Here is a 26,598-nt window from a genome sequence, read left to right as displayed (position 1 = left end):
GCTTGTGCTGCGCTAAACCCCGGTGAACGCTGGCGTTACCCCGCTTGACCGTGGCATCCTAACCACCAAACTTCACAACCACCTTTCCCCATGTCCCAGCCTGACAAAACCCCGCTGATCCTGGTCGACGGTTCCTCCTATCTCTACCGCGCCTACCATGCGCCGCCGCACCTGACCAACTCCAAGGGCGAGCCCACCGGAGCGGTCTACGGCGTGGTTAACATGCTGCGCAGCCTATTGCGCCAATACCACCCCAGCCACATGGCCGTGGTGTTCGATGCCAAGGGCAAGACCTTCCGCGATGAGATGTACGATCAGTACAAGGCCCAGCGCCCGCCGATGCCGGACGATCTGCGCAGCCAGATCGCCCCGCTGCACGCCATCATCCAGGCCCTAGGCCTGCCGATGATCGTCGAGCCGGGAGTGGAAGCGGACGATGTGATCGGTACCCTGGCGGTGGCCGGAGAGCAGGCCGGCTATGACGTGCTGATCAGCACCGGCGATAAGGACATGGCGCAGCTGGTTACCGACAAGGTCACCCTAGTCAACACCATGACCGACACCACCCTGGATCCCCAGGGCGTGCGGGACAAGTTTGGCGTCGGCCCAGAGCTGATCATCGATCTGCTGGCGATGATGGGGGACAAGGTCGATAACATCCCCGGCCTGCCGGGTGTGGGCGAAAAGACCGCGCTGGCGATGCTGCAGGGGATCGGCAGCCTGGAGAGTATCTACCAGGACGTGGACGCAGTGGTGCCGCTGGGCTTCCGTGGCAGCAAGACCATGCCGAAGAAGCTGCGGGAGCACAAAGAGGACGCCTTCCTCTCCTATGCCCTGGCCACCATCAAGACCGACGTCGAACTGGAGTTGGGCCCGGATCAGCTCAACATCGGTGAGGTGGACCGCGACGCCCTGGCCAAGCTGTATGGTGAGCTGGAGTTCCGTCGTTGGCTCAACGAGGTACTGGATGGCGGCGCCGTGCTGCCCACCGCCCCGGGCAACGCACCGGCAGAGGCCACCCCCGCCCCGGCCCAGACCGCCACCGAGCACGAGCTGATCTTGACTGAAAGCCAGCTGGACAGATGGATCAGTTCCCTCAAGCAGGCCGAACTCATTGCCCTGGATACCGAAACCACCAGCCTCGATTACATGGAGGCGGAGCTGGTGGGGCTCTCCTTCGCAGTGGAGCCGGGCAAGGCTGCCTACCTGCCGGTGGCCCACGATTACGAAGGTGCGCCGGTACAACTGGACCGAGACCTAGTGCTGGCCAAGCTGAAACCCCTGCTTGAGGATGCCGGACTGCAGAAGGTCGGGCAAAACCTCAAGTACGACATGTCAGTACTGGCTAAGTACGGCATTGAGCTGGCCGGTATCGCCTTCGACACCATGCTGGAGTCCTACTGCTTCAACTCCACCGCCGGCAAGCACAACATGGACGATCTGGCGCTCAAGTACCTGGGCCACAAGACCACCCATTTTGAAGAGATCGCCGGCAAGGGCGCCAAGCAGAAGACCTTCAATCAGATCCCGCTGGAGCAGGCCGCGCCCTATGCCGCTGAAGATGCGGACATCACCCTGCGCCTGCACCAGCACCTGATGCCACGCTTGGCCGAGCTGGAGGGGCCAGCGCGGATCTTCCGCGAGATCGAGCTGCCGCTGGTACCGGTGATGTCGCGGATGGAGCGCAACGGCGTTCTGCTGGATACCGACAAGTTGCATCAGCAAAGCAGCGAGATCGCCGCGAAATTGCAGCATCTGGAGCAAGAGGCCTACGAGGTCGCCGGCGAAACCTTCAACCTCAGCTCCACCAAGCAGTTGCAGGCAATCCTGTTCGAAAAGCTCGGTTACCCGGTACTGAAGAAGACCCCCAAGGGCGCCCCCTCCACTGCCGAGGAGGTACTGCAGGAGCTGGCACTGGACTACCCGCTGCCTAAGCTGATCCTGGAGCATCGCAGCCTGGCCAAGCTGAAGAACACCTACACCGACAAGCTGCCGATGATGGTGAAGTCGGAAGGGCGGGTGCACACCTCCTATCATCAGGCGGTCACCGCCACCGGCCGTCTCTCCAGTACCGATCCCAACCTGCAGAACATCCCGATCCGCAGCGACGAGGGGCGACGGATCCGTCAGGCCTTTATCGCCCCGGAGGGTTACCAGCTGTTGGCCATCGATTACTCCCAGATTGAGCTGCGGATCATGGCCCACCTGTCCCAGGATGCCGGCCTGCTGCAGGCCTTTGCCGAAGGCAAGGACATCCACCGGGCCACCGCCGCCGAGGTCTCCGGCGTGCCCTTTGATGAGGTCACCACCGAGCAGCGCCGCCGCGCCAAGGCGGTCAACTTCGGCCTGATCTACGGCATGTCCGCGTTCGGTCTGGCTAAGCAGCTGGGGATCCCGCGCTACGAAGCCCAGGATTACATCGACACCTACTTCCACCGCTACCCCGGTGTGCTGGAATACATGGACGGGACCCGCAAGCAGGCCCACGACGATCAGTACGTGGAAACCCTGTTTGGTCGCCGCCTGCACCTGCCGGAGATCAACGCCCGTAACAAGATGCGTCAGCAGGCCGCCGAACGAGCCGCGATCAATGCACCGATGCAGGGCACGGCGGCGGACATCATCAAGAAGGCGATGCTGCTGGTGGACAGCTACCTGGCAACCCAGCCAAAAGAAGAGATCCGTCTACTGATGCAGGTGCACGATGAACTGGTGTTTGAGGTGCGCGAGGATGTGGCCGAGAGCCACCAGAAAGCCCTGTGTGAGCTGATGGAGCAGGCGGCAGAGTTGGACGTGCCGCTGATAGCAGAAGCCGGTCTGGGAGAGAACTGGGACCAGGCTCATTAACCAGCCGTGTAGGATAAACGTCATAAAGGGCCCCAAGGGCCCTTTTTTTGCGATCAAGAGCACATAAAATACAATTCAGCAGTGAAAGCACTTTCCGCTCAGCGTTTCCCTTGGGTATGCTGTGTCGCGTAGGGTACAGAGGTAAAGATGTTCTATCTTTCAAACCTGTTTTGATTGTCCGTTGGACGATCGCCAAAATTTGGCCCCCCGGCAAGCTCGCTTGCCGGGGTTTTTTTGTACCTTTTTCCGGCATAAAGCCGCGAATCAGGGTAAAAAGCCAACAAAAACAGGGTTAGAGCATATACTTTAATTCTATAGGCGTTTGCGCTATAGTCATCTCAACGCATTGGCCTGCCGATGTGTCTTGTTATCGTTATTTAAAAGCTTCTCCCCAGATTGGCTTTTACTGTACCGGTGGTCATTCCATGATCACCGGTTTTTTTTACTCCTCGATCAGCGCTTCGCCATCATGGCGATCAAACCACTCGGTCAGCACCTTGAGGGCCGGCTCACGCCCGGTGCCCTTCAGCGACGAGAACAGCTGCACCACGATCTCCCCCTCCAGCTCCGCCAGGGCTGCCTTCACCGTGCGCAGGGTCTTCTGCTTTTCCGCCTGCTTCAGCTTGTCCGCCTTGGTCAGCAGTACCAGCACCGGCATGCCGGCGGCCACACCCCAGCGGATCATGTTGTGGTCCAGATCCTTGAGCGGATGGCGGATGTCCATCAACACCACCAGCCCCTTGAGGCAACGACGCTCCTCCAGGTATTGGGCCAGCTTCTCCTGCCACTGCAGCTTCATCTCCAGCGGTACCTTGGCAAAGCCGTAGCCGGGCAGATCGATCAGCCGCTTGTCGTCGGTCAAGCGAAACACGTTGATCAACTGGGTGCGACCCGGTCGCTTACTGGTGTGGGCCAGGCCGCGATGATCGGTCAGGGTATTGAGGGCGCTGGACTTGCCAGCGTTGGAGCGGCCGGCGAAAGCGATCTCCATGCCACTGTCTTCCGGCAGGTGATGGATGTCCGGTGCACTGGTCACAAACTGTGCCCGGCGAAAATCGATAACTTGTTCTGTCACGTAGAACTCCGTAAGGCGGGCCAGTCGAGCGCGGTTCAGCTCACAAAAAGCAGCAACTCTTAGATCTGGCTCCGGTTTCGTGTAAAATGCCTGCAGCATGCTCCCTCCATTTTAACAGGCGAGCGTTGCGGCAGGGAAAGAAACGCTAAAGAACAAAAAGTTGGAACGTCATGAAAAAGTTTGTTGTAGCCCTCGCTGTACTGTCCTCGATCTCCACCACGGCCATGGCACAAGGCGATGCCAGTGCTGGACAAGCCAAGGCGGCCACCTGCGTAGCCTGCCACGGCATGGACGGTAACAGCCCCATCGACATGTATCCGAAGATCGCCGGTCAGCATGTGGATTACCTGATTAAGCAGATCAACGAGTTCAAGCTGGCGGGTCAAACCAACGGCGAGCAAGGCCGTCATGACCCCGTGATGTCCGGCATGGCGATGATGCTCGCCACCGAGCAGGACGTGGCCGATGTGTCTGCCTGGTACGCCAGCCAGTCCATCAGCCCCGGTGCCGAGGTCAGTGCTGAGATCGCCGACCAGGGTCACGCCCTCTATATGGGTGGCGATCCGGAGCGTCAGATCACCGCCTGTGTGGCCTGCCATGGTGTCGATGGCCAGGGCATGAGCCTGGCCGGCTACCCCGCCGTTGCCAGCCAGCACACCGGCTACCTCAAGGCGCAGCTGGAAAAATTCCGCAGCGGTGCCCGTCATAACGATCTGAACGGCATGATGGGCGACATCGCCAAGAAGCTGACCGACGAAGAGATCGAGCTGCTGGCGCAGTACATCAACAGCATGAAGTAACCCTTTCGGGGGTGAAAAAAACGGGCCTAGTGCCCGTTTTTTGTTTTTCTAATTCCCTAAAAGTCAGCGTGTTATGCAGGTAAGCGTAGAGGTATCACAATGTATTCACTGCCGTTTACGTTTTCACTACAGAGAATGGATCTAACCCCTGTAAGAGATCGCCCATAGCCGCAGAAGGCTTTGGCTTATCTCAGCTGGCCACATTTCAGCAAAATCTAAGGTAATCATGCATTTAGTTTTTTAACAATTTTTTTGAACTAGCCCACGATGGAAATTAAAGTTGCGATCCAGCTCAAACTCTATAAAGTGGCAATCACACAGGAGGTGACCACGGTAATGGAATCCGTTGGTAACAAAGGAGCTGATGCAGGATGCGTCGCCCAGGACCGGTGGGAAACCGCACTGTAGGAGACAGACAGGCCGGAGAGCCTGATCCCATGGAGATGGGATTACATGGATGGTAACTTTTGCGTCAGGACGACGATGGCTGCCAGGATGGCAGCGACCTTAACGTTATGGATAACGGACTAAGGACGAAAGAAAAAGCGTCAAGGCAGACCGACAACAATAACGTCAGGCACGGAAGCGCCAAAAAAAAGAAGGAAACTAGACCGGGAACGTCTCTCAGCAGGAAAGGAAATCCTGGTTAGCAAAATATGGAGGAGTGTCGTTTGGCACCCATCTGAGGCGACAGAGCAATCTGTCGCCTTTTTTATTTGCCGCGCCGCCGTGGCGAGCCAGATCAAGTAGTTGGTATACTGACCTTTGTCTCGTTATCCGCCGGAAAGTTCCATGCTCTGTCCCCTCTGCCAACACCGGCACACCGCGCTCTACCATCAGGACAAACGTCGCCACTACTTCCAGTGTCAACGCTGCCAGCTGGTGTTCGCCGATCCCGCCACCCTGCTGCCGGCCCAGGCAGAAAAACAGATCTACGACCAGCATCAGAACCACCCGGACGACCCAGGCTACCGCCGCTTCCTTAATCGCCTGGCGGAGCCGCTACAGGCGCGGCTGAACGGGCCCAGTGTGGGCCTCGACTTTGGCTGCGGCCCGGGCCCGGCGCTGGCGGCGATGCTGACCGAGGCTGGCCACCAGGTGGCACTCTATGATCCCTACTACGCCCCGGATCGCGCCCCGCTGCGCCAGCAGTACGACTTTGTCACCTGCACCGAGGCGATCGAACACTTCTACCGCCCTGGTCGCGAGTGGGGGCTGCTGCTCAGCCTGCTCAAGCCCGGCGGTACCCTTGGGCTGATGACCAAGCTGGTGCGAGGCCCCCAGGCGTTTGCCCAGTGGCACTACAAGAATGACCCGACCCACGTCAGCTTCTTCAGCCGCGCCACCTTCCAATACCTGGCCAAGCAACAGGGTTTACAGCTCGAGATTGTCGGCGGCGACGTCATCTTGCTGCAAAAACCGGCATAATCTGGTATAAACGCCGGCCCAAACGGAGGCACACCCATGACCCGAATCAAGAAATCCCGCAAAGTGAACAGCAACGGCCCCACCCGGCCGGCGCGGGAGAAGAAAGAAGCCCTGCTGCCCAGCAAGAAGCGCGGCAAGGGCCTGAAAGCCGGCAGCCGCCACAGCGGCGCCGAGGTTCAGCACAACCCGACCGCCAGCCAGGCCAAAGACCCCCGCCATGGCAGCAAGAAGGCGGTACCGTTGTTTGTCGACAGCACCGAGGCCCCCAAGGCTAAGGCCCTGGCACCGGAGAAGGAGCTGGCCAAGCTGGAGAACGATCCGCGCCTGCACGACCTGCTCGAGCGGCTGGAAGACGGTGAGGTGCTGAGCCAGCACGATCAGTTCTGGCTGGAAACCAATCTGGCCCGTATCGCCGTATTGATGGATGAACTGGGGATCGAAGAGGAAGAGGAAGCACCCGCTGCTCCTGCCGCCAGCAAGCCTGAGGGCGACGACGACCTGCTGGCCCAATTCGATCAAGGTGAAGACCTGCTTAAGCAATTCAAGGAGTAAGCGATGTCATTACAGGGAGGTATCTTGATCCTGGCGGTCCTGGTGATCATCGCCCTGGCGGCCTATGCCGCCCACCTGATGCGCCAGGTCGCGCTGCAATCGCGCCGCCAGCAACAGGAGGCAGAACAGCGCCGTCAGGACCTGAAAGAGCAGATCCAGCTGATCGCCAAGGCCTGCCTGCAGCAGCAGTGCGAGCCCGCCGAGGGGGCGTTGCGCCTGGTTAACCTGCTGCGCGGACTGCCCGGCACCACCCCGGAGCAGTGGCGTGAGCAGTTTCCTGGCCTGCACGCCCTGTACGACAAGGTGGCGGATCAGCCTATCCTTTCCGCGCGTAAGGCACTGAAACGCAACGAGCGGATGAAGCTGGACCTGGAACTGGAGCATTGGCAGGCGGAGCTGGGCAGCGGCATGGATCCGGATCTGACGGTGATCAGCAGCCCGGAGTGGCCGGCGCGCTGAGCCCCAGCTGTCTCCCTTTCGCAAAGAAGCGGCCCTTGGGCCGTTTTTTTTGATCTTCACGGCGCAAGGGTGCAGGGAAAATGTTGAACCCGATCCCACCGTGGCAACAATATGGCAAAACGGCGCTCAACAACGGTGGCCTGCGCCAACAAAAGCGGCATAATGCCAACAGAATGTTGCTAGGAGAGTCCCCCGTGCAGGAAAAGATCAGTTGGAACCAGTCCCTCATCGAGAAATATAACTACTCAGGGCCTCGATACACCTCCTACCCCACTGCGGTAGAGTTTCACCCCGGGTTCACCGATGAGCAGCTGGATGCGGCCATCGCCGGCTCCGACAAGAAAAACCTGTCGCTGTACATCCACGTGCCGTTCTGTCACAAGCTGTGTTACTACTGCGGCTGCAACAAGATCATCACCCGCCACCCTCACAAGGCGGACCAGTACCTGGACTACCTGGAGCGCGAGATCCTCACCCGAGCGCCCAAGTTCCAGCACTACGTTGTGACCCAGATGCACTGGGGTGGTGGTACCCCCACCTTCCTGAACCCGGAACAGATCCGCCGTCTGACCGATCTGCTCAAGAAGCACTTCCATTTTGCCGATGAGGGCGAGTTCTCCATCGAGATCGACCCGCGTGAGATCGATCTGGGCACCCTGGACGTGCTCAAGGAAGTGGGCTTTAACCGCATCTCCGTTGGCGTCCAGGACTTCAACAAGCAGGTGCAGGAAGCGGTCAACCGTGAGCAGGACGAACAGTTTATCTTCGACCTGATCCAGGCCGCCCGCGACAAGGGCTTCCGCTCCACCAACGTGGATCTGATCTATGGCCTGCCGCACCAGACCCCGGACAGCTTCCAGCAGACCCTGGAGCGCATCAAACAGCTGAGCCCGGATCGTCTGAGCATCTTCAACTACGCCCACCTGCCGCACCGTTTTGCCGCCCAGCGTAAGATCCACGAAACTGATCTGCCGTCGCCGCAGCAGAAGCTGAAGATCCTGGAGAACAGCATCAACACCCTGACCGAGGACGGCTACCAGTTCATCGGCATGGACCACTTCGCCAAGCCGGAAGACGCGCTGGCCAAGCTGCAGCGCGAAGGCAAGCTGCACCGTAACTTCCAGGGCTACACCACCCAGCCGGATGCCGATCTGCTGGGCCTGGGTGCCTCCGCCATCTCCGACATCGGCAACGCCTATGCGCAGAATGCCGTTGCCCTGAAGGACTACTACGAGGCGGTAGACAGCAAGGGCCACGCCACCGTGAAGGGCTGCCAGCTGGAGCGGGATGATTTCATCCGCCGCGCGGTGATCAAGCAACTGATCTGTCACTTCGAGCTGGATAAGCGGGTGATCGAACAGGACTGGGATATCGACTTCGACCAGTACTTCGCCGAGGACCTGGAGCTGCTGACGCCCTTCATCGAGGACGAACTGGTAGAGCACGAGGGCAACCGCATCGCCGTGACTGCCCAGGGCAACCTGCTGATCCGCAACATCTGCATGTGCTTTGACCGCTACTTCCGCGACAAGGCCCGCCAGCAGCAGTTCAGCCGGGTGATCTAAGCTCACCAGCAATGATGACGACGCCGCCCACATGGGCGGCGTACTTTTTTCCAGCTACCCTCCTTGGTTACACTGTTGTGGTCTGAACAAAGACATGGAAAACAACAACAAGGAATGCGGTCATGATCTTTCGCCTGCTGGCATTGGTGCTGCTGCTCAGCGCCTGTGCCACCCCCACGCCCCCCAGCCCCGACGTCCAATCGCTGATGGATCAAGCCTGGCAGCTGCGGCTGGATTACGATCCCCTGCTGGCCGAGCGCTTTGGTCGCCCGGAGGCGGCGGCCCAGCTGCCGGATCTCAGCCCCGAGACCCTGGCGCACAAACACCAGCAGGAGCTGGCACTGCTGGAGCAGGCCAAGCAGATAGAGGCAAGCAGCCTCAATAGCCAGGAACAGGCAGATCTGGCAATGCTGCGCTACCAGTTGCAGAACCGGGTTGATCGCTACCGCTTTGCCGCCTACACCATGCCGCTGGACGCCGAGGCGGGCTTCTACGCCTACCTGCCCGGTTTTGCCCGCACCGCCCGGCTCGACTCCGACGCCAAAACCCAGGCTTACCTGCAGCGCTTAGCTGCGGTGCCCCGCTACTTCGATCAGCAGATTGCCTGGATGCGCCAGGGCATGGCCAGCGGCCACACCCTGCCCCGGGTGGTGCTGAGCGGCACTGCCGACAGCATCGCCGCCTACATCACCGAGCCGGAGCAGAGCCCCTTCTACCAGCCGCTGGCAGCCCTGGACGACAGCGAGGCCCAGCAGCAGGGACTGGCGCTGATCCGCGATGGCATACTGCCCAGCTACCAGGCCTTTCACCGGTTCTTTGTCGAGGAGTACTACCCGGCGGCCCGCACCAGCATCGCCGCGGTTGAGCTGCCCGATGGCGAGGCCTTCTACGCCAACCGGGTCCGTCACTTCACCACCCTGTCGATGAGCGTCGACGAGGTGCATGCCCTGGGACTGCAGGAGGTCGCCCGGATCCGCGCCGAGATGGAGGCGGTGATCCAGCAGGTGGAGTTTGATGGCAGCTTTGCCGAGTTCCTCCATTTCCTGCGTACCGATCCCCAGTTCTATGCCAAGACGCCGCGGGAGCTGCTGCAGTACGCCTCCTTCCTGGCCAAGCAGGCCGACGCCTCGCTGCCGCAGTTCTTTGCTACCCTGCCGCGCACCCCCTACGGCATTAAGCCGGTACCGGCGGCCATCGCCCCCAAGTACACCACCGGACGCTACGCCAGTGCCGCCGCCGACGACCAGCCCGGCTACTACTGGGTCAACACCTACGCCCTGGATAAGCGCCCGCTTTACGAGATGGAAGCGCTGACCCTGCACGAGGCGGTACCCGGCCACCACCTGCAGATCGCCCTGAGCCAGGAGCAGGCGATGCACCCGTTGCGACGCTTCAGCTACATCAGTGCCTTTGGTGAGGGCTGGGGGCTCTACGCGGAGAAATTGGGGCTGGAGGCGGGCTTCTACCAGGATCCCTACAGCAACTTTGGCCGTTTAACCTACGAGATGTGGCGCGCCTGCCGCCTGGTGGTGGATACCGGCATGCACGCCAAGGGCTGGAGTCGCGAGCAGGCAGTGGCCTTCCTGGCCGACAACACCGCCCTGTCGCTGCACAACGTGGGCACCGAGATCGACCGCTACATCGGCTGGCCGGGCCAGGCCCTCTCCTATAAGATTGGCGAGCTCACCCTCTGGCGCCTGCGTCACCAGGCGGAGGAAACCCTGGGTGATGACTTTGATATCCGCCACTTCCACGACGCCCTGCTGACCAATGGCAGCCTGCCGTTGACCGAACTGGAGCAGCAGATGGGCCAGTGGCTGGAGCAACAACCCCGCGTCGAGACCGGCGCCAACCAATAAGAGGACACCATGGACAAGCAGACTGAAACCGAACTCCAGGCCGCCGTCCTGCGCCGCCTGCTGCAACACCTAGACGCCAACAAGGACGTGCAAAACATCGACCTGATGATCCTGGCGGGGTTCTGTCGTAACTGCCTGTCCAAGTGGTACATGGCGGAAGCCAAGGAGAAGGGCATCGAGATCGATTACGACGCCGCCCGCGAAGCGATCTACGGCATGCCCTACAGCGAGTGGAAGGCCAACCATCAGCCCGAGGCCACCCCGGAGCAGCTGGCCGCCTTTGAAGCACGTCAGAAGGCCAAGTCCGGCCAATGAGTCTGGACCAGGTAATGGGGCACTGGCCGTTGTGGCAGCAAGCCCAGCATGGCCAGTTCACCGGCGTGGACGGCATCGACATCCGCTTTGCTATCCTGCGTCACCCTGAGCCCAAGGGCGCCATTGTGGTGAGCAACGGCCGGATCGAGACCTTCCTCAAGTACTGGCCATTGGCGGAGCAGCTCCATCAACAGGGCTTCAGCGTCTATCTGTGGGATCACCGCGGCCAGGGCCTGTCCGGGCGAATGCTGGCCAACCCTCACGTCGGTCACGTCAACCGGTTCGACGACTACCTGGAGGACATGGCCCAGTTCTACCAGGAGTACGTGGCTCCCGATGGCCACCGCCTCCATTACCTGCTGGGACACTCCATGGGGGGCGCCATCGCCACCCTCTACCTGTCACTCTATCCTGACCACTTTGACCGCGCTGCCGTGACCGCGCCGATGTACGGCATCCGTCTGCCGGCGCCGGCACCGCTGCTGCAGCCGGTGATCCGCACCCTGGCCCGACTGCTGCCAAGTCGCTATGTGCCCGGCGGCCACGATTACGATCCTGTGCCCTTTGAGCGCAACGAGCTGACCGGCGATCTCGAGCAGTACCAGGCGTTTCGCCAGATCTACCAGCAGGTACCGCAGGTGCAGTTGGGGGATCCCAGTAATCACTGGCTGAGCCAGGCATTGGCCGCCACCGAGGTGCTGAGTCAGTTGGAGGTGAGCACCCCGCTGCTGGTGCTGCAGGCGGGGCAGGACAGCATCGTCTGCAACCAGGCGCAGACCCGCTTCTGCCAGCGCCAGTCACGGCATCAGCTGGAACACCTGGCCGAGGCCAAGCATGAGATCCTGATCGAGCGGGACAGCCTGCGGAAGCAGGCAGTCAGCTCAATTCTGTCGTGGTACGAGGCGGGATCTGCCCCTTGGTCCGCAACAGGGAAAGAAAGCCATCCAGCGGCCGCGGCGCGCTGAACAGGTAGCCCTGGAAGCGCTCGCAGCCGCGCTCCTGCAATAGGCGGTAGCAGGACTCGTCGTCCACCCCTTCCGCCATCCATTCCAGCTGCAGCGCCTCCGCCAGGTCCGCCTGGGCCATCAACAGCGGTCGGGCGGGTTCATTCCCGCCGCCACAGAGGTAGCGGGTGTCGAGCTTGAGGCGACGCACCGGCAGCTGGCCCAGTTGCGACAGGGCCAGGAAGCCGGCACCGAAGTTATCCAATGCCAACCGCACCCCGATGTCCTTCAGCCGGGTCAGCACCAGCAACAGCGCCTTATCCACCTTGGGCAGGTGATGCTCCGACAGCTCCAGCACCAGCATCTTGGCCGGCAGACCCTGCTCCTCCAGGTGGTGCAGCAGGCGATCGACGAACGGCGGCCACAGCAACTGACGGGGGCTGACGTTGATCATCATCTCCGACAGGCCATAGCGGCGCATCACCGCCATGTCGCGACAAGCCTGGGCCAGTTGCAGCTCTGCCAGCTCATGGCACAGGCCATAGCGCTCCGCCACCGGCAGGAACTGGTTGGGGACGATCTCGCCACGCTGGGGGTTGTGCCAGCGCAGCAGCGCCTCGGCGGCGTGGATATTGCCGCTGGCGTCCATGATGGGTTGGTAGTAGAGGCTGATCTCGCCCTGGTTCAGCCCCTGACTCAGCGCATCCCGCAGCCACAGCTGCTGGCGCACCTTCTGCTGCAGATCCGATTTGTACAGCACATAGCCGCCGCGGCCCTGCGCCTTGCACTGGTAGACCGCCAGCTCAGCCTGGGTCAACAGCTCCGCCCCCCGCAACTGCGGTCCGGGCTGGAACAGGGTCATGCCGACGCTGGTGCCCAGATGCAGGGCCTCGCCCTCGAGCAGCCACCCCTGGGACACCGCCTGCAGGATCGACTCCGCCGCCTCCTGGGCCTGGCTGACCAGGGCCTGGCGCTGGGGATCCAAGCCGGTCAGCAGCACCACGAACTCGTCCCCCTGCATCCGCCGCAACAAGGTTGCGTCCGGCCACAACTTCTCCAGGCGGGTTTGCACCTGGGCCAGCAGCCTATCGCCGGCCTCGTAGCCGTGGGCGTCGTTGATCAGCTTGAAATCGTCCATGTCGAGGTAGAACAGCAGCGCATAGCCCGGGGTCTCCAGCTGGGTCAGCAGCGTCTCCAGCTGACTGACCACCGCCATCCGGCTGGCGTTGTTGTTATCGCGTCGCTCATGGCTGCGGCGTCCGACCTCGTCCGACACATCCAGGTGGGAACCGACAATACGGCAGGGATCGCCATTGGCATCCCAATCGACGATCAGCGCCCGATCCTGAACCCAGACGTAGTGACCTTCGCGGTGGCGCAGGCGATAGAGGTTCTCGAACAGACCGGACTTGGCGGCCACGTACTCCTCCAGCTGACGCACCACCCGCTCGCGATCATCCGGATGCAGCCGCTGCTCCCAGGCGGCGTAACTGGCCATCAGTTCATCGTCCCGGTAGCCCAGCATCGCCTTCCAATGGTGGGAGAAGTAGACCCGCTGGCTATCCAGGTACCAGTCCCAGACCCCGGCCTTGATCCCTTCCACCGCGTAGAGCCAGCGCTGCTCGCTCTCCACCAGCTGGGCATAGCCCTGGCGCAGGCGACTGTTGGCCTGACCCAGGGTCAGGATCAGCTGGTCAAACTCTTTGATCCGGCTCTGCGGCAGCATGTCCAGGGTGGACTCCCCCAGTCGCCGGCTCTGCTGCTGGATCTGTTGCAGCGGCTGAGCCAGGCAGCGATGGCCGATGGCCCACAGCAGCAGCAACAGCACCAGGCCAAAGCTCCACAGGTTAAACAACCGCTGGACGAACAGATCCTGGCTTATCTGGTTTAGCGCCGTCAGGTCCTGCTCCATGTAGATCAGGCGTGGTTGCATATGGGGCTTGAGCTGGGCCAGGGGATAGTAGAGATGCAGGCTGCCTCGTTGCGGATCGGACAGCACCTTGGGCAGGCCACTGAGCAGCGCCTTGCGCGCCCGCTCGTTCTCGTAGCCCTCCAGCAGGCGGCTGGCTTGACCGCCGCGCCACACCAGGCGACTGCCAAAATAGATGCGCTGATCCCGGTCGACGATGGCCGCCGCCAGCAACTCCTCCTCCTGCGCCCACTGCAGCAGGCTCTGCTCTGCGACATCGCCGATCCGGCTCGGGCCCGCCGCCACCAGCAACTGCTCCATCTGGCGGGCACGCTGCATCAGCAGGTGTTCCTGGGCCTGTTTGAGGTGGGCGCGCATCATGTCGCGGCCTTGAAAGAAATCGAGGGCAATCAGGGTTCCCAGCGCACACAGCAGCACCGCGGGGATCAGCACCACCAGGGGCAGAGAAGAGGGCCAGGGTTTCGGATTGCCAAGGGCCAAGACAATGTCCTTATTATCTTTGTCGTCCCCCTAGCATAACGGCGCAGCACAGGGTCGCAACCAGCACCGGAGCAGATACCTTACATTCACCTCATCGCCTTGTTTAGCCAGCGATTTACGCTGGCTTGGCGGAAAAACCCAAGGACAAAGCGCCTCCACCTGGGATTGGAATCCGCCGCGCCAATAAGGGCGCTGGTGTGAACCGGGGCTCAGGCGTTCAAACCCGCCACGTAACCGGAGGACCAGGCCCACTGGAAGTTGTAGCCACCGAGCCAGCCGGTTACGTCCATCACCTCGCCGGCGAAGAACAATCCCGGTACGGTTTTGCACTCCATGGTCTTGGAGCTGATGGCGTCGGTATCCACCCCGCCCAGGGTCACCTCGGCGGTGCGATAACCCTCATCACCGGCGGGCTTAAGCTCGAATCGATTGAGGGTGTCGGCGATAGCATCCAGCTGAGCCTTATTGAGTTGGGCGATCTGCTCGTTGGCCCACCCCTGGCGCGCCATCAATGCCTCCGCCAGGCGGCCGGGCAACCAGTCACTCAGCACGGTCAACAACTGACGCTTCGGGGTGTTTTGCTTGGCCTCGGCCAGCAGCGTCGCCACCTCGTCCGAGGGCAGCAGATCCACGGTGACCGCCTCGCCAACGCCACGGTAGTTGGACGCCTGCAGCACCGCCGGGCCGGAAACCCCGCGGTGGGTGATCAGCAGCTGCTCGGTGAACGCTGGTCCCTGCAGCGCCTGCACCGTGGTGGTCAGTGAGATCCCCGATAATGGCTCAAAATGCTGCTTATCCTCCGGCTGCAGGGTCAGCGGCACCAAACCGGCCCGGGTCGGCTTCACCGTCAGACCAAACTGCTCCGCCAGTTGATAGCCGTAGGGGGTGGCCCCCAGCTTCGGCATCGACAACCCGCCGGTGGCCACCACCAGGCTGTCACACTGGATCCGGCCCTGGCTGGTGGCCAGGGAGAAACCCTGCTCACCGCGGCTGACCGATTCGATCTGACTGCGCAGGCGGATCTGGACATTGTGCTGATCGCACTCCGATAGCAGCATCTGCACGATCTCCTTGGCGGAGTCATCGCAAAACAGCTGGCCATGATCGCGCTCGTGGTAGGCGATGCCATGGCGGGCCACCATGGCGATAAAGTCCCAGTGGCTGTACTGAGCCAGGGCGGATTTAACGAAGTGGGGGTTATCGCACAGGAAGTTGCTGGGCAGCACCTCCATGTTGGTGAAGTTGCAGCGGCCACCACCGCTGATCAGGATCTTCTTGCCCGCCTGTTTGGCGTGATCCAACACCAGCACCTGGCGCCCGCGCGCCCCCGCCGTGGCCGCACACATCAAGCCCGCGGCGCCAGCGCCGATCACCACCACATCTACCTTCATCGTACCCACTCAAAATGATGTAATAAAACAACAAAAGGGGACGCAGCGCGCCCCCTTTTTGAACCAAGACTGAGCTTACTCAGCTTATTCCGCTTTCATATCCCGCGCCAGCAGCGCCTGGGCTGCCTCTTTCACCGGCTTGTCCTGGTACAGCACCTGGTACAGCTGATCGGTGATTGGCATCTCCACCCCCTGGCGCTTGGCCAGTTGGTAGACCTCCTCGGCATTGCGATAGCCCTCGACCACCTGGCCGATCTCCGCCATCGCCTGATCCACCGCCTTGCCCTGACCCAGGGCCAGACCAAAGCGACGGTTGCGAGACTGGTTATCGGTGCAGGTAAGCACCAGATCGCCCAATCCGGCCATCCCCATAAAGGTGGCCTTGTCGGAACCCAGCGAAGCCCCCAAGCGGCACATTTCCACCAGGCCCCGGGTGATCAGCGCGGTGCGCGCGTTGGCACCGTAGCCGATGCCGTCGGACATCCCGGCGGCGATGGCGATGACGTTCTTCACCGCACCACCGAGCTGCATACCAACAAAATCCGGGTTGATGTAAACCCGCATCCAGGTACCGCAGTGCAGCAAGTTAGCCAGCTCTTCGGCAAACTCGTTGTCGGTGGACGCCAGGGAGATGGCAGTGGGCAGGCCCGCGGCCATCTCTTTGGCAAAGGTGGGGCCGGACAGGATCGCCAGCGGGATCTCGTCACCGAGAACCTCTCGAGCCACCTCCTGCAGCAAGCGACCGGTCTTTGGCTCCAGGCCCTTGGTGGCCCACACCACCCGGGTACCCGGTTGCATCAGCGGCTGAGCCCGACGCAGTACCTCGCCAAACACATGGCTGGGGACCACCACCAGCACATTGCGGGAGGCGGCCAGGGCCTTGGCCAGATCGGCCTCGACCACCAGCGGCTCCGGGAAGGCATTGCCCGGCAGGAAGGCTTCGTTACGGCGTTCGCTTTGCAGCGTCGCCATGTGCTCGGGGTCGTGGCCCCACAACACGGTACGGTGGCCATTGCGGGCCAGCGAAATAGCAAGGGCGGTGCCGTACGACCCCGCCCCCAGTACCGTGATCTCAGCTTGTTCAGTCAACTGAAAAGCTCCAATCCGTCTTGTATTACGCGCCGGCTTGCTCGCCCTGATCGGCAGCAGCTTCTTGCTGACGCTTCTGCAGGTACTGAGCAAACAGGGCATCGAAGTTCACCGGTGCCAGGTTCAGCGGCGGGAAGGTGCCACGGTTAACCAGACTGGCTACCGCTTCACGGGCGTACGGGAACAGGATGTTCGGGCAACCGGCACCCAGGGCGTGAGCCAGTTGGGCATCCGGCAGGTTGGCGATGGTAAAGATACCGGCCTGCTGCACTTCGCACAGGAACGCCACGTCTTCGCCCACCTTGGTGGTCACGGTGATGGAGATCACCACCTCGTAGGCATCGTCAGCCAGCTTGTTGCTGCGAGTATCCAGGTCCAGCTTCACTTCCGGCTTCCACTCCTGCTGGAAGATGGCCGGGGAGTTCGGGGTTTCGAAGGAGATGTCCTTGGTGTAAACCCGTTGGATCTGGAACGCCGGAGCGGTCTGTTCGGTGTTGGCGGCGTTGTTGGTTGCTGCTTCAGACATTGTATTTATACCTTTCGTATCTCGTTGGGTTTGTCGGGCATCCATTCGCCGATCCGACCGCCCGTAGGGCCGTCAAAACTGCTGTGTAGGCCTTGGCCTCACACAGACCACCCGTGACAGGCTGAGCTCAACTCAGCGCTTCTTCTTTTTAACCACCGGTAGGTTTGCGGCGTTCCAGTCGGTCATGCCGCCTTTCAGGTTGTAGACCTGTTCGAAGCCGGCCTTGACCAGGGCGGACGCCGCCTGGCTGGAGCTGATCCCGGTGTTGCACACCACAATGATGGGGGTGTTCTTGTACTTTTCAACCGCACCCAACTGATTATTTTTAATTTGAGACAGCGGCTGGTTCAGGGCGTCCACAATGTGGCCCTTCTTGAACTCGTCGTTGCTGCGCACGTCCAGCACCTTGGCGTCCTGTTTGTTGATCAACTGAGTCGCGCCCTGATGATCCACTGTGGTCACCTTGCTCAGCTTGCCCTTCACCAGGGAGGCAATGAACAGGGCAGCCAGGCCAACCCAGGCCAGGCTCAAGATCGGGTTGCGGGAGAGAAAATCGATAAACTCAGTCATATATTTGCCTGTGCTTTTGGTTGCTAGCCAGTGTGTAATAAGGGCAGCAAGTATACCCTGACAAGAATCGGGTTGCAGCGTCCGGCCAAAACTCCCTGGCGACAGACTGGTCTATGGCGCAAATCTCGTTGTAAACTTTCAGTTTTGTATCCCTTAACACTCTTGGTACCCTGCCAGCTGACAGCTCAAGGACTCGACATGACCGTTGCAAAGAAACCCCTCGCCCTGCTGATCCTCGACGGCTGGGGCGCCCGCGAAGCCGCCCCGGACAACGCCATTGCCGCGGCCAATACCCCCAACCTGGATCGCCTGTTTGCCCAATCCGCCTCGGGCCTGATCTCCGGCTCCGGACTGGACGTGGGTCTGCCAGCAGGCCAGATGGGCAACTCCGAGGTGGGCCACATCAATATCGGTGCCGGCCGGGTGGTGTACCAGGAGCTGACCCGCATCGGCAAGGCGATCGACGACGGCGAGTTTGAGCACAACCCGGCCCTGGTGGCCGCAATGGATGCGGCGGTGGGCCAAAGCGGCGCCGTCCACATCATGGGCCTGCTCTCCCCCGGCGGCGTGCACTCCCATGAGGATCACATCGAAGCGATGGTGCGCATGGCGGTAAAGCGCGGTGCCAAGCAGGTCTACCTGCACGCCTTCCTGGATGGTCGTGACACCCCGCCGCGCAGCGCCGAGGCCTCACTGCAGCGCTTCGATGCCCTGTTCAGCGAACTGGGCTGTGGCCGCATCGCCAGCTTGATTGGTCGCTACTACGCCATGGATCGGGATCAGCGCTGGGAGCGGGTGGAGAAAGCCTACAACCTGCTGACCCAAAGCCTGGCCAGCGAGCACGCCGATAGCGCCGTGGCCGGCCTGCAAGCGGCCTACCAGCGGGATGAGAATGACGAGTTCGTCGCTCCCACCCGAGTGGGCGAAGCCGCCCCGCTGGCGGATGGCGATGCCCTGATCTTTATGAACTTCCGTGCCGACCGCGCCCGTCAACTGACCCGGGCCTTCACCGATCCGGCGTTCGACGGCTTTGCGCGTCAGGCCACCCCGACCCTGGCGGGCATGGTGATGCTGACCCAGTACGCGGCGGACATCGACACCGCCTGTGCCTTCCCGCCCAACGAGCTGAGTAACACCCTGGGTGAGTGGCTGGAGAAGCAGAACAAGACCCAGCTGCGGATCAGCGAGACCGAGAAGTACGCTCACGTCACCTTCTTCTTCAACGGCGGGGTAGAGCAGCCCTTCGAGGGCGAACAGCGCACCCTGATCAACTCCCCCAAGGTCGCCACCTATGATCTGGCCCCGGCGATGAGCTCCGCCGAGCTGACCGATAAGCTGATCGCCGCCATCGAGTCCAACGACTTCGACGTCATCATCTGCAACTACCCCAATGGTGACATGGTAGGCCACACCGGCGACTTCGATGCTGCCGTCAAGGCCTGCGAGGCGGTGGATCAATGCATCGGCCGGGTGGTCACTGCGCTGCAGCAGGTCGGTGGTGAGTGCCTGATCACCGCAGACCATGGCAACGCCGAACAGATGACCGACGCCAATACCGGTCAGGCCCACACCGCCCACACCAGTGAGCCGGTGCCCTTTATCTACGTTGGTCGGCAAGGGCAGGTACGCCAGGGTGGCGCCCTGTCGGACATCGCCCCCACCATGCTGGACCTGATGGGCCTGCCGATCCCGGACGAGATGACCGGCACCCCGCTGGTGACCCTGAAGGACTGAACCGATGAGATGGCCTGCCGCCCTGCTGTCCGCACTGATGCTGCTGCCCCTTGCCTGGGCGGAGCAGGAGGTGGCGGACAAACAGCAAGAGCTTGAGCAGCTGGGTAAGGAGATCCAGCAGCGCCAATCTCGGCTGGTCCAGGCCCAGGTGGACAAGGACAAGCAGCTCAAGTCGCTGCGCCAGGCGGAGAAAGCGGTCAGCGACAGTGCCGTTAGTCTGCGCCGCTCCGAGCAGGCACTACAGCAGTCCGAGCGCAAACTGGGCGAGCTGGAGCAACGCCGTGGTGAGCTTGAGGCGGCCCAGGCGGAGCAGCAGGCCCACCTGGCCTCACAGCTGCGCACCGCCTGGATGAGCGGCGAGCAGGACCATACCGCGCTGCTGCTGGGCAGCGACGAACCGGCCACCCTGGAGCGGATGATGGTGTACTACCAGTACCTCAACCAGGCCCGGATCGACGCCATCGAAGACCTGCAGCAGACGCAGCAGGCCCTCGAAGAGGTCACCACCGCCCAGCGCCAGGAGCGGGACCGCCAGCAGCAGTTGCACCAGCAGCAGCTGGCCAATCGGAAGCAGTTACAACAGCGCCAGCAGGCACGGCAACAGGCCCTGAGTGAGCTGGAGCAGCGGCTGAGCCGGGATCGCCGTCAGCTGGATCAGCTGGAGGAGAACCGGGACGTGCTGGAGGCCGCCATTAGCCAAGCCCTGGAGGCGCTGGCACAGAGCCAGCACCATCATGGTTTGAGCGATCAGAAGGGGGTACTGCCCTGGCCTCTGCCCGCTCGCCTTTCCGCCGGCTTCGGCAGTCGCCGTCAGGGTCAGCTGACCTGGAACGGCTGGCTGCTGTCGGCCCCGTCCGGCCGCGAGGTCAAGGCGATCAGCAACGGCCAGGTGGTGTTTGCCGACTGGCTGCGTGGCTTCGGCCTGGTGGTGGTGGTCGATCACGGCGACGAATACCTCAGCCTCTATGGCCACGCCCAGGCCCTGCTCAAACAGGTGGGCGAGCAGGTGGAGGCGGGCGAGGTTGTGGCCCTGTCCGGCGACTCCGGTGGCCTGGAAAAACCCGGTCTATACTTCGAGATACGCCACCGGGGGCGGGCGGTGGACCCTAAGGGTTACCTCGCAAAAAGCTGATCTTTCACGCCCCCCTGCTCGGTAGGGAGGGCGCATGCCAAGGCGGTTCCCCTTGCTGCTCGGCCTTCTGCTGGTCATCACCTCGGTGCTGGCCCAGCAGGAGCATCACAGGGATGAGACAGCGCCGACCCAGGACGACACCCGCCAACTGCTGTTCGCGGTGGAACAGCTTATCGATGCCTACTATGTCGACACCGTCGACCGTCAGGCCCTGCTCGACGGCGCCCTGAAAGGGATGCTGGAGGTACTCGATCCCCACTCCAGCTACCTCAATACCCAAACCCTCGACCTGCTGCGGGAGAACAATCAGGGCCACTACTACGGCTATGGCCTGGAGGTGGCGGTGGATGATGACCACATCCGGGTGATCACCCCGCTGATGGGCTCCGCCGCCGAGGCGGCCGGGGTGCTGCCCGGCGACATCCTGCTGCAGGTGGACGAACTCAAGGTGGAGCCGCGCAACCTCGATCCACTGGTGGCCTACATCAAGCAAGCCAGCCAGGAGGATAGAGACCTGCAGGTGGTGCTGCAACGGCGCAGTGCCGAGCAGCCACTGGAGTTTCGCCTCGCCCCCTCCCAGATCGAGATCCACACCAGCGAAAGCGCTGCCCTGCCAGAGCAGGTGGGCTACCTGAGGATCGCCAGCTTCAACCAGCGCACCGCCCAGGAGGTCCGGCTGGCCGCCCGAGAGCTGCAACTGCAGCCGTTGTCGGGCCTGGTGGTGGACCTGCGCAATAACCCCGGCGGATTGCTGGATGCGGCGGTGGAGGTGGCGGATATGTTCCTCACCGAGGGGGTGATCGTCACCACCCACGGACGCTACCTCGACGCCAACCAGCGCTACCTGGCCACCGAATACAACCTGTTTGGCACTGTCCCTGTGGTGGTGCTGATCAACCAGGGCAGCGCCTCCGCCGCCGAGATCCTGGCCGGTGCCCTGCAGGACCATCAGCGCGCCACCCTGGTGGGTGAGCGCTCCTACGGCAAGGGCACGGTGCAGTCGCTGATCCCACTGCTGGAGCCGGGCGGCGCCATCAAGCTCACCACCGCCCGCTACGCCACTCCGGATGGACGCTTTATCGATGAGGTGGGCATAGAGCCGGATCTGGCGATCCCTTTGGCAGACCACGAACTTGAAGATATAGTTAACAACATTAAGGAGTTAGAGACATGGAAGGATGACCAACAGCTCTATGCGGCGTACGACCTGCTGCACCCCTGAACCGCGCATTTGGCTGTTGCTTCTGCTGCTCTTTACCTGGCCAGCGTCCGCTGGCCAGATCGCCCTGATCATCGATGACATCGGTGCCCGTGCCTCGGACCGCGCCGCCTTCGCCCTGCCCACCGACGTCACCCTCTCCTTCCTGCCCCACACCCCTTACGGGCGTGAGCTGGCACTCAAAGCCTGGCGCCAGGGGCGGGAGACCATGCTGCACCTGCCCATGGCCACCCGCGGCCCTAAAGACCCGGGCCCCTGGGCCATCGGTCCGGACCAGGATGCCTGGCAGGTGAGCTACCGGGTTAAGAAGGCATTGGCGGACATCCCCTTCACCAGCGGGGTCAACAACCATATGGGCAGCGCCATCACCCCGGACTCAGAGGTGATGGCCTGGGTGATGGCCGAACTGCAGCAGGGCAACCGCTTCTTTGTCGACAGCCTCACTACCCCGGACAGCCAGGCCTACTACCAGGCTGAGGCCGCCGGCGTAGCCAGCATCAAACGGGATGTGTTCCTCGACCCCATGCCGGGGCGGATGATCATCGAGCGACAATGGCGCCAGGCGGTGAGCCTGGCACAAAGCCGGGGTCAGGTGGTGGTGATCGGTCACCCCTATCCTTCAACACTGGCGTTCCTGCAGGAGGCCTTGCCGGCGTTGGCGCAGCAGGGGGTGACGCTGGTGCCGGTGTCGCGCCTGGTCAGGCCCGCAGGGTTGCCGCTTCCAGTTCAGACAGCACAGCAAGCGCCTGCGCATTAGAGCCACCGCACACCACGGCATCCGGCTTAAACTGGCTGCACACCGCCGGGCGCTCCGGCTGACCGAAGAGCCGGCACAGGTTATGGTCATCCAGCTGGGCACAGCGCACCCCGGCCGGCTTGCCTCGGGGCATGCCGGGTATCGGCGAGGTGATGGATGGGGCGATGCAACAGGCACCGCAGCCAAGACGACACTGCATAATGGGCTCCAAACAGCAACGGGCCCAATCGGGCCCGTGCTTTTCAATTCAATTAGTTAGCCTTAAAAGGCTCACCCATCCATGGCGCTTTTCAGCTTCTTGATGGCGTTTTTCTCCAGCTGGCGGATCCGCTCCGCCGACACCTGGTAGCGATCCGCCAGCTCCTGCAGGGTCGCCTTCGGCTCCTCCAGCCAGCGCGCCCGCAGGATGTCCCGGCTGCGGTCATCCAGGGTGTTCATCGCCGCCAGCAGGCGATCCTGGGACTGCTGCTCCCAATCCGCCGCCTCGATCACCTCGGCGTGGTTGGAGCTGTGATCCTCCAGGTAGAGCGCCGGGGCATAGCCACCGTCGTCGTCGTCCTGGTCCGGCGACAGATCAAAGGCGGCATCCTGGGCGGACAACCGAGCCTCCATCTCCATCACCTCTTTCTCACTGACCCCCAGCTCCGACGCCACGTTGGAGACCTCTTCGGCGCTGAACCAGCCCAGACGTTTCTTGGCCTTTCTGAGGTTAAAGAAAAGCTTACGCTGGGCCTTGGTGGTCGCCACCTTAACGATGCGCCAGTTCTTCAGCACGTATTCGTGGATCTCCGCCTTGATCCAGTGCACCGCGAAGGAGACCAGGCGCACCCCGACATCGGGATCGAACCGCTTCACCGCCTTCATCAGGCCTATGTTGCCCTCCTGGATTAGATCCGCCTGGGGCAGGCCATAGCCGGAGTAGCTGCGGGCGATGTGCACCACGAAGCGCAGGTGGGACATGATCAGCTGCTTAGCCGCGTCGATATCGCCGCCGCTGACTTGACGAGCCAGGTATTGCTCCTCCTCCAGAGACAGCATCGGAATGGCGTTCACACCCTGGATGTAGCTCTCCAGGCTGCCGTGCCCCTGGGGCACCACCATCAATGCCATGTTCTGACTGGCGTCGCTCATCAAGTACCTCGAATTCGAATAGGATCGGCAGTCTATCACGACCACCGCAGACAGGGGTATCCGCGCACAAGCACGGTTCAGACCCCAATCAGGCTAGCAAAGTTCCTGTGGTTGCGGGTCGGGCAGGCTACTGCGGCTCGATGGCACGCAGATGACGGCGTACCGACAGGTAGGCCCCCAGCCAACCCAGCAGGCAGGCCCCCAGCATCAGGCCGCTGCCCTGCTGCGCCGACAGCCCATCGAGGCGGAACTGGCTGCGGTAGAGACTCAGCAGCTGCGCCATGGCACCGTCGAGCCACACCAGCATGGCGTTAACCAGCACCAGCGCCAGCAGCGCTGACAGCAGTCCCAGCCAAAGGCCGCCGTAGAGGAAGGGGCGACGAATAAAGCCCTCGGTGGCCCCCACCAGCTTCATCACCCGGATCTCGTCGCTGCGCTGCATGATCGACAGGCGGATGGTATTGGCGGTGATCAGCACCACCGCCACCAGCAGCAACAACCCCAGCGCGGCACCCGCCTGACGGCCGGTGGCAGTGAGCGCTTCCAGTCGTTGCAGCCAGTCCAGATCCAGCCGGGCCAGCGCCACCTCTGGCTCACCGGCCAGACGATCCCTCAGACTGCGGGCGGCCTCGGCGCCACTGTGGCGAGCCGACGGCAACACCCGGATCACCGCCGGCAGCGGGTTGTCGTCCAGGTAGGCCAGGGCATCGCCGAACTGGGCGTTCTGGCGAAACTCCTCTAACGCCGCATCGGCACTTTGCCACTGCACCTCGATCAGCTCCGGCATACCCCGCAGGCGGGTCACCAGTGCCTGCTGACGCGATTCTGCCAGGTCCATCTGCAGGAACAGGTTGATCTCCGCGGCGCTGTGCCACTGCTGCTCCACCTTTGCGGCGTTGTTGGCCAGCACCAGCAGCAGCGCCGGCAGGCTGAGGCTGAAGCCCAGCACCAGCAGGGTCATCAGCGAGGTCATCGGGGTGCGCCACAGCTCACCGAGGCTGGCCAGCAGCTGGCGCAGGTGCTGCGCCAGGAAGCTGACCATACGCTGCCCCAACGGCAGCTTGCGTCGCTTCAGGTTCATGCGGCCACCTCGTCAGCACTGATCATCCGACCCTGTTTCAGGGTCAGGGTGCGGTAGCGCATCCGCGCGATCAGGCCCAGATCGTGGGTGGCGATCAGCACCGTGGTGCCAGCGCTGTTGAAGGTTTCGAACAGCCGCAGGATCTCCATCGACAGCTTGGGATCCAGGTTACCGGTGGGCTCATCCGCCAGCAGCAGCGCCGGCCTGGCCACCACCGCCCGGGCGATCCCCACTCGCTGCTGTTCACCGCCGGACAGTTGGGTCGGCGAGTAGGCGATCTTGTCCGCCAGCCCCACCATATCCAGGGCCGCCTCCACCCGCATGCCGATCTCCCGCTCGGCAAAGCCTTCGATTAGCAGCGGCAGGGCCACGTTGTCGTAGACGCTGCGGTCCATCAGCAGGTTGTGATCCTGGAAGATGATGCCGATGCTGCGACGCAGGAAGGGCACCTGCTGGCGCTTGAGCGCCCCAACATCGGCACCATTGATGGTGACCTTGCCCAGAGTCGGCCGTTCAATGGCAGTGATCAGCTTGAGCAGGGTACTCTTCCCGGCGCCACTGTGGCCGGTGAGAAAGGCCATCTCACCGGGCTTAACATGAAAACTGACGTTGTCCAGGGCGTTGCGCCCACCGGGATAGACCTTACTGACCTGCTCAAACTGGATCATGGCGCTGTTGGCTACTCTTGTTCGCTGAAGAGGGCGTCGATGAAGGCGTCGCTGTCGAACGGACGCAGATCGTCAATTCCTTCACCAACGCCGATATAACGTACTGGTATACCAAACTTATCCGCTAAGGCGAAGATCACGCCGCCTTTTGCGGTGCCATCCAGCTTGGTCAGGGTCAGGCCGGTCAGGCCCACCGCTTCGTTGAACAGCTGGGCCTGGCTGATGGCGTTCTGGCCGGTGCTGGCGTCCAGTGTCAGCATCACTTCGTGGGGAGCCTTGACGTCCAGCTTGCGCATCACCCGGACGATCTTCTTCAGCTCCTCCATCAGATGCGCCTTGTTCTGCAATCGACCTGCGGTGTCGGCGATCAACACATCGACGCCGCGGGCCTTGGCGGCCTGGAGTGAATCAAACAGCACCGAGGCGCTGTCAGCGCCGGTGTGCTGGGCGATCACCGGGATATCATTACGCTCACCCCACACCTGCAGCTGCTCCACCGCCGCGGCGCGGAAGGTGTCACCGGCGGCCAGCATCACGCTCTTGCCCTCGGCCTGGAACTGCTTGGCCAGCTTGCCGATGGTGGTGGTCTTGCCCACGCCATTGACCCCGACCATCAGGATCACGAAGGGGCCATCCGGGTTCTCCACCACCAGGGGCTGATCCACCTTGCTCAGGGTTTGGCTCAGCTCGCTCTTGAGCTGGCTAAACAGGGCATCGGAGTCCTTCAGATCGCCGTAGTCGGCCTTGTCGGTGAGGTTGTCGATGATGCGGGTGGTGGTCTCGATGCCAACGTCCGCCAGCAGCAGCTGGGTCTCGAGCTCTTCGAACAGCTCATCGTCGATCTTCTTGCCCTTGAACAGGGCAACGAAGCCACCGCCGATATTCTCGCTGGTCCGGCGCAGGCCGGCCTTCAGACGGGCAAAGAAGCCCGGCTTTTTGTCGTCACTCGCCTGCTCTGCCTCGGCTTTCTCCGCGGCCAGACGATCGGCTTCGGCCTGCTCGGCGGCAACACGCTCGGCCTCCAGGCGCGCGGCCTCGGCCTGCTC

At 62.3% G+C, this 26,598-nt stretch carries 24 protein-coding genes; 13 read left to right on the top strand and 11 right to left on the bottom strand.

The window, feature by feature from the left end:
• Positions 1-90: 90 nt before the first annotated feature.
• Complete coding sequence (gene polA, locus BUC04_RS14770; protein ID WP_067659779.1) at positions 91-2,847, top strand: DNA polymerase I; 2,757 nt, start codon at positions 91-93, stop codon at positions 2,845-2,847.
• Positions 2,848-3,289: 442 nt separating this feature from the next.
• On the opposite strand, the gene yihA is transcribed toward polA, so the two are convergent.
• The gene (yihA, locus tag BUC04_RS14765) at positions 3,290-3,922 is read right to left on the bottom strand and encodes a ribosome biogenesis GTP-binding protein YihA/YsxC (protein ID WP_067659858.1); all 633 of its coding nucleotides are present in this window, start codon (positions 3,920-3,922) and stop codon (positions 3,290-3,292) included.
• Between the two features lie 170 nt (positions 3,923-4,092).
• Here yihA and BUC04_RS14760 point away from each other — a divergent pair, with 170 nt between their 5' ends.
• From BUC04_RS14760 to BUC04_RS14725, 8 genes are all read left to right on the top strand, one after another.
• Positions 4,093-4,722 carry a c-type cytochrome gene (locus tag BUC04_RS14760; protein ID WP_067659782.1) on the top strand — a complete coding sequence of 210 codons (630 nt, stop codon included), beginning with the start codon at positions 4,093-4,095 and terminating at the stop codon, positions 4,720-4,722.
• A 792-nt stretch (positions 4,723-5,514) separates the two neighbouring features.
• Positions 5,515-6,150 (top strand): class I SAM-dependent methyltransferase, encoded by a 636-nt coding sequence (locus BUC04_RS14755; protein ID WP_067659786.1) that lies wholly within the window; start codon positions 5,515-5,517, stop codon positions 6,148-6,150.
• A gap of 36 nt (positions 6,151-6,186) precedes the next feature.
• Positions 6,187-6,702, top strand: coding sequence for a Der GTPase-activating protein YihI (gene yihI, locus BUC04_RS14750; RefSeq protein ID WP_067659789.1), 516 nt, complete (start codon positions 6,187-6,189; stop codon positions 6,700-6,702).
• Positions 6,703-6,705: 3 nt separating this feature from the next.
• Positions 6,706-7,161 carry a DUF2489 domain-containing protein gene (locus tag BUC04_RS14745; protein WP_067659792.1) on the top strand — a complete coding sequence of 152 codons (456 nt, stop codon included), beginning with the start codon at positions 6,706-6,708 and terminating at the stop codon, positions 7,159-7,161.
• A 194-nt stretch (positions 7,162-7,355) separates the two neighbouring features.
• Positions 7,356-8,726 carry an oxygen-independent coproporphyrinogen III oxidase gene (gene hemN / locus BUC04_RS14740; protein WP_407643884.1) on the top strand — a complete coding sequence of 457 codons (1,371 nt, stop codon included), beginning with the start codon at positions 7,356-7,358 and terminating at the stop codon, positions 8,724-8,726.
• Between the two features lie 122 nt (positions 8,727-8,848).
• Entirely contained in the window at positions 8,849-10,585 is a 1,737-nt protein-coding gene (locus BUC04_RS14735; RefSeq protein ID WP_143165737.1) for a DUF885 domain-containing protein, read from the top strand.
• Between the two features lie 9 nt (positions 10,586-10,594).
• Positions 10,595-10,900, top strand: coding sequence for a DUF1244 domain-containing protein (locus BUC04_RS14730; protein ID WP_067659794.1), 306 nt, complete (start codon positions 10,595-10,597; stop codon positions 10,898-10,900).
• Positions 10,897-11,865 (top strand): alpha/beta fold hydrolase, encoded by a 969-nt coding sequence (locus BUC04_RS14725; RefSeq protein ID WP_067659796.1) that lies wholly within the window; start codon positions 10,897-10,899, stop codon positions 11,863-11,865. Before BUC04_RS14730 ends, BUC04_RS14725 begins: the two co-directional genes overlap by 4 nt.
• Here the strand turns inward: BUC04_RS14725 and BUC04_RS14720 are convergent.
• From BUC04_RS14720 to BUC04_RS14700, 5 genes are all read right to left on the bottom strand, one after another.
• The gene (locus BUC04_RS14720) at positions 11,777-14,254 is read right to left on the bottom strand and encodes a putative bifunctional diguanylate cyclase/phosphodiesterase (protein ID WP_067659804.1); all 2,478 of its coding nucleotides are present in this window, start codon (positions 14,252-14,254) and stop codon (positions 11,777-11,779) included. The two genes, BUC04_RS14725 and BUC04_RS14720, sit on opposite strands and share 89 nt — an antisense overlap.
• A 209-nt stretch (positions 14,255-14,463) precedes the next feature.
• Positions 14,464-15,645, bottom strand: coding sequence for a BaiN/RdsA family NAD(P)/FAD-dependent oxidoreductase (locus BUC04_RS14715; protein WP_067659807.1), 1,182 nt, complete (start codon positions 15,643-15,645; stop codon positions 14,464-14,466).
• A gap of 84 nt (positions 15,646-15,729) precedes the next feature.
• Positions 15,730-16,734 (bottom strand): NAD(P)H-dependent glycerol-3-phosphate dehydrogenase, encoded by a 1,005-nt coding sequence (gene gpsA / locus BUC04_RS14710; protein ID WP_067659810.1) that lies wholly within the window; start codon positions 16,732-16,734, stop codon positions 15,730-15,732.
• Positions 16,735-16,759: 25 nt separating this feature from the next.
• Positions 16,760-17,260 carry a protein-export chaperone SecB gene (gene secB / locus BUC04_RS14705; protein WP_067659813.1) on the bottom strand — a complete coding sequence of 167 codons (501 nt, stop codon included), beginning with the start codon at positions 17,258-17,260 and terminating at the stop codon, positions 16,760-16,762.
• Between the two features lie 132 nt (positions 17,261-17,392).
• A complete protein-coding gene (locus BUC04_RS14700) occupies positions 17,393-17,830 on the bottom strand; it encodes a rhodanese-like domain-containing protein (RefSeq protein ID WP_067659816.1) in 438 nt (145 codons plus the stop codon).
• Between the two features lie 198 nt (positions 17,831-18,028).
• Here BUC04_RS14700 and gpmM point away from each other — a divergent pair, with 198 nt between their 5' ends.
• The 4 genes from gpmM to BUC04_RS14680 are packed head-to-tail and all read left to right on the top strand — an operon-like array spanning position 18,029 to position 22,672.
• Positions 18,029-19,564 (top strand): 2,3-bisphosphoglycerate-independent phosphoglycerate mutase, encoded by a 1,536-nt coding sequence (gene gpmM, locus BUC04_RS14695; RefSeq protein WP_067659819.1) that lies wholly within the window; start codon positions 18,029-18,031, stop codon positions 19,562-19,564.
• Between the two features lie 4 nt (positions 19,565-19,568).
• A complete protein-coding gene (locus tag BUC04_RS14690) occupies positions 19,569-20,696 on the top strand; it encodes a murein hydrolase activator EnvC family protein (protein ID WP_067659821.1) in 1,128 nt (375 codons plus the stop codon).
• A gap of 34 nt (positions 20,697-20,730) precedes the next feature.
• On the top strand, positions 20,731-21,918 hold the full coding sequence (locus tag BUC04_RS14685) for a S41 family peptidase (protein ID WP_082766664.1): 1,188 nt from the start codon (positions 20,731-20,733) through the stop codon (positions 21,916-21,918).
• Positions 21,890-22,672, top strand: coding sequence for a divergent polysaccharide deacetylase family protein (locus BUC04_RS14680; RefSeq protein ID WP_067659830.1), 783 nt, complete (start codon positions 21,890-21,892; stop codon positions 22,670-22,672). The genes BUC04_RS14685 and BUC04_RS14680 overlap by 29 nt, the downstream gene beginning before the upstream one ends.
• On the opposite strand, the gene BUC04_RS14675 is transcribed toward BUC04_RS14680, so the two are convergent.
• The 5 genes from BUC04_RS14675 to ftsY all read right to left on the bottom strand — a co-directional run.
• Positions 22,614-22,871 (bottom strand): YkgJ family cysteine cluster protein, encoded by a 258-nt coding sequence (locus BUC04_RS14675; protein WP_073325972.1) that lies wholly within the window; start codon positions 22,869-22,871, stop codon positions 22,614-22,616. The genes BUC04_RS14680 and BUC04_RS14675 overlap by 59 nt on opposite strands.
• A gap of 71 nt (positions 22,872-22,942) precedes the next feature.
• Positions 22,943-23,803: an RNA polymerase sigma factor RpoH gene (gene rpoH / locus BUC04_RS14670; RefSeq protein WP_067659833.1), complete on the bottom strand. Its 861-nt coding sequence runs from the start codon at positions 23,801-23,803 to the stop codon at positions 22,943-22,945.
• A gap of 127 nt (positions 23,804-23,930) precedes the next feature.
• Positions 23,931-24,884: a permease-like cell division protein FtsX gene (gene ftsX / locus BUC04_RS14665; protein WP_067659836.1), complete on the bottom strand. Its 954-nt coding sequence runs from the start codon at positions 24,882-24,884 to the stop codon at positions 23,931-23,933.
• On the bottom strand, positions 24,881-25,552 hold the full coding sequence (ftsE, locus tag BUC04_RS14660; protein WP_067659839.1) for a cell division ATP-binding protein FtsE: 672 nt from the start codon (positions 25,550-25,552) through the stop codon (positions 24,881-24,883). Before ftsE ends, ftsX begins: the two co-directional genes overlap by 4 nt.
• Before the next feature lie 11 nt (positions 25,553-25,563).
• Positions 25,564-26,598: signal recognition particle-docking protein FtsY (gene ftsY, locus BUC04_RS14655; RefSeq protein WP_073325970.1), on the bottom strand; the 1,035-nt coding region annotated here is incomplete at its 5' end.

This window comes from Ferrimonas marina (genome assembly GCF_900129905.1).
Taxonomy (GTDB): Bacteria; Pseudomonadota; Gammaproteobacteria; order Enterobacterales; family Shewanellaceae; genus Ferrimonas; species Ferrimonas marina.
Note: the sequence above shows the minus strand (reverse complement) of the source record. Positions and strands in the feature narration are given on the sequence as shown.

Bases quoted from the DNA above. Each gene is read 5' to 3' on its own strand.
- secB (WP_067659813.1), bottom strand. From the start codon at position 17,260: ATGTCTGAAGCAGCAACCAACAACGCCGCCAACACCGAACAGACCGCT.
- BUC04_RS14725 (WP_067659796.1), top strand. From the start codon at position 10,897: ATGAGTCTGGACCAGGTAATGGGGCACTGGCCGTTGTGGCAGCAAGCC.
- BUC04_RS14760 (WP_067659782.1), top strand. From the start codon at position 4,093: ATGAAAAAGTTTGTTGTAGCCCTCGCTGTACTGTCCTCGATCTCCACC.
- BUC04_RS14745 (WP_067659792.1), top strand. From the start codon at position 6,706: ATGTCATTACAGGGAGGTATCTTGATCCTGGCGGTCCTGGTGATCATC.
- rpoH (WP_067659833.1), bottom strand. From the start codon at position 23,803: ATGAGCGACGCCAGTCAGAACATGGCATTGATGGTGGTGCCCCAGGGG.
- yihI (WP_067659789.1), top strand. From the start codon at position 6,187: ATGACCCGAATCAAGAAATCCCGCAAAGTGAACAGCAACGGCCCCACC.
- BUC04_RS14690 (WP_067659821.1), top strand. From the start codon at position 19,569: ATGAGATGGCCTGCCGCCCTGCTGTCCGCACTGATGCTGCTGCCCCTT.
- BUC04_RS14680 (WP_067659830.1), top strand. From the start codon at position 21,890: ATGCGGCGTACGACCTGCTGCACCCCTGAACCGCGCATTTGGCTGTTG.
- BUC04_RS14730 (WP_067659794.1), top strand. From the start codon at position 10,595: ATGGACAAGCAGACTGAAACCGAACTCCAGGCCGCCGTCCTGCGCCGC.
- BUC04_RS14715 (WP_067659807.1), bottom strand. From the start codon at position 15,645: ATGAAGGTAGATGTGGTGGTGATCGGCGCTGGCGCCGCGGGCTTGATG.
- BUC04_RS14755 (WP_067659786.1), top strand. From the start codon at position 5,515: ATGCTCTGTCCCCTCTGCCAACACCGGCACACCGCGCTCTACCATCAG.
- gpmM (WP_067659819.1), top strand. From the start codon at position 18,029: ATGACCGTTGCAAAGAAACCCCTCGCCCTGCTGATCCTCGACGGCTGG.
- BUC04_RS14700 (WP_067659816.1), bottom strand. From the start codon at position 17,830: ATGACTGAGTTTATCGATTTTCTCTCCCGCAACCCGATCTTGAGCCTG.
- ftsX (WP_067659836.1), bottom strand. From the start codon at position 24,884: ATGAACCTGAAGCGACGCAAGCTGCCGTTGGGGCAGCGTATGGTCAGC.
- BUC04_RS14685 (WP_082766664.1), top strand. From the start codon at position 20,731: ATGCCAAGGCGGTTCCCCTTGCTGCTCGGCCTTCTGCTGGTCATCACC.
- polA (WP_067659779.1), top strand. From the start codon at position 91: ATGTCCCAGCCTGACAAAACCCCGCTGATCCTGGTCGACGGTTCCTCC.
- BUC04_RS14675 (WP_073325972.1), bottom strand. From the start codon at position 22,871: ATGCAGTGTCGTCTTGGCTGCGGTGCCTGTTGCATCGCCCCATCCATC.
- ftsE (WP_067659839.1), bottom strand. From the start codon at position 25,552: ATGATCCAGTTTGAGCAGGTCAGTAAGGTCTATCCCGGTGGGCGCAAC.
- BUC04_RS14735 (WP_143165737.1), top strand. From the start codon at position 8,849: ATGATCTTTCGCCTGCTGGCATTGGTGCTGCTGCTCAGCGCCTGTGCC.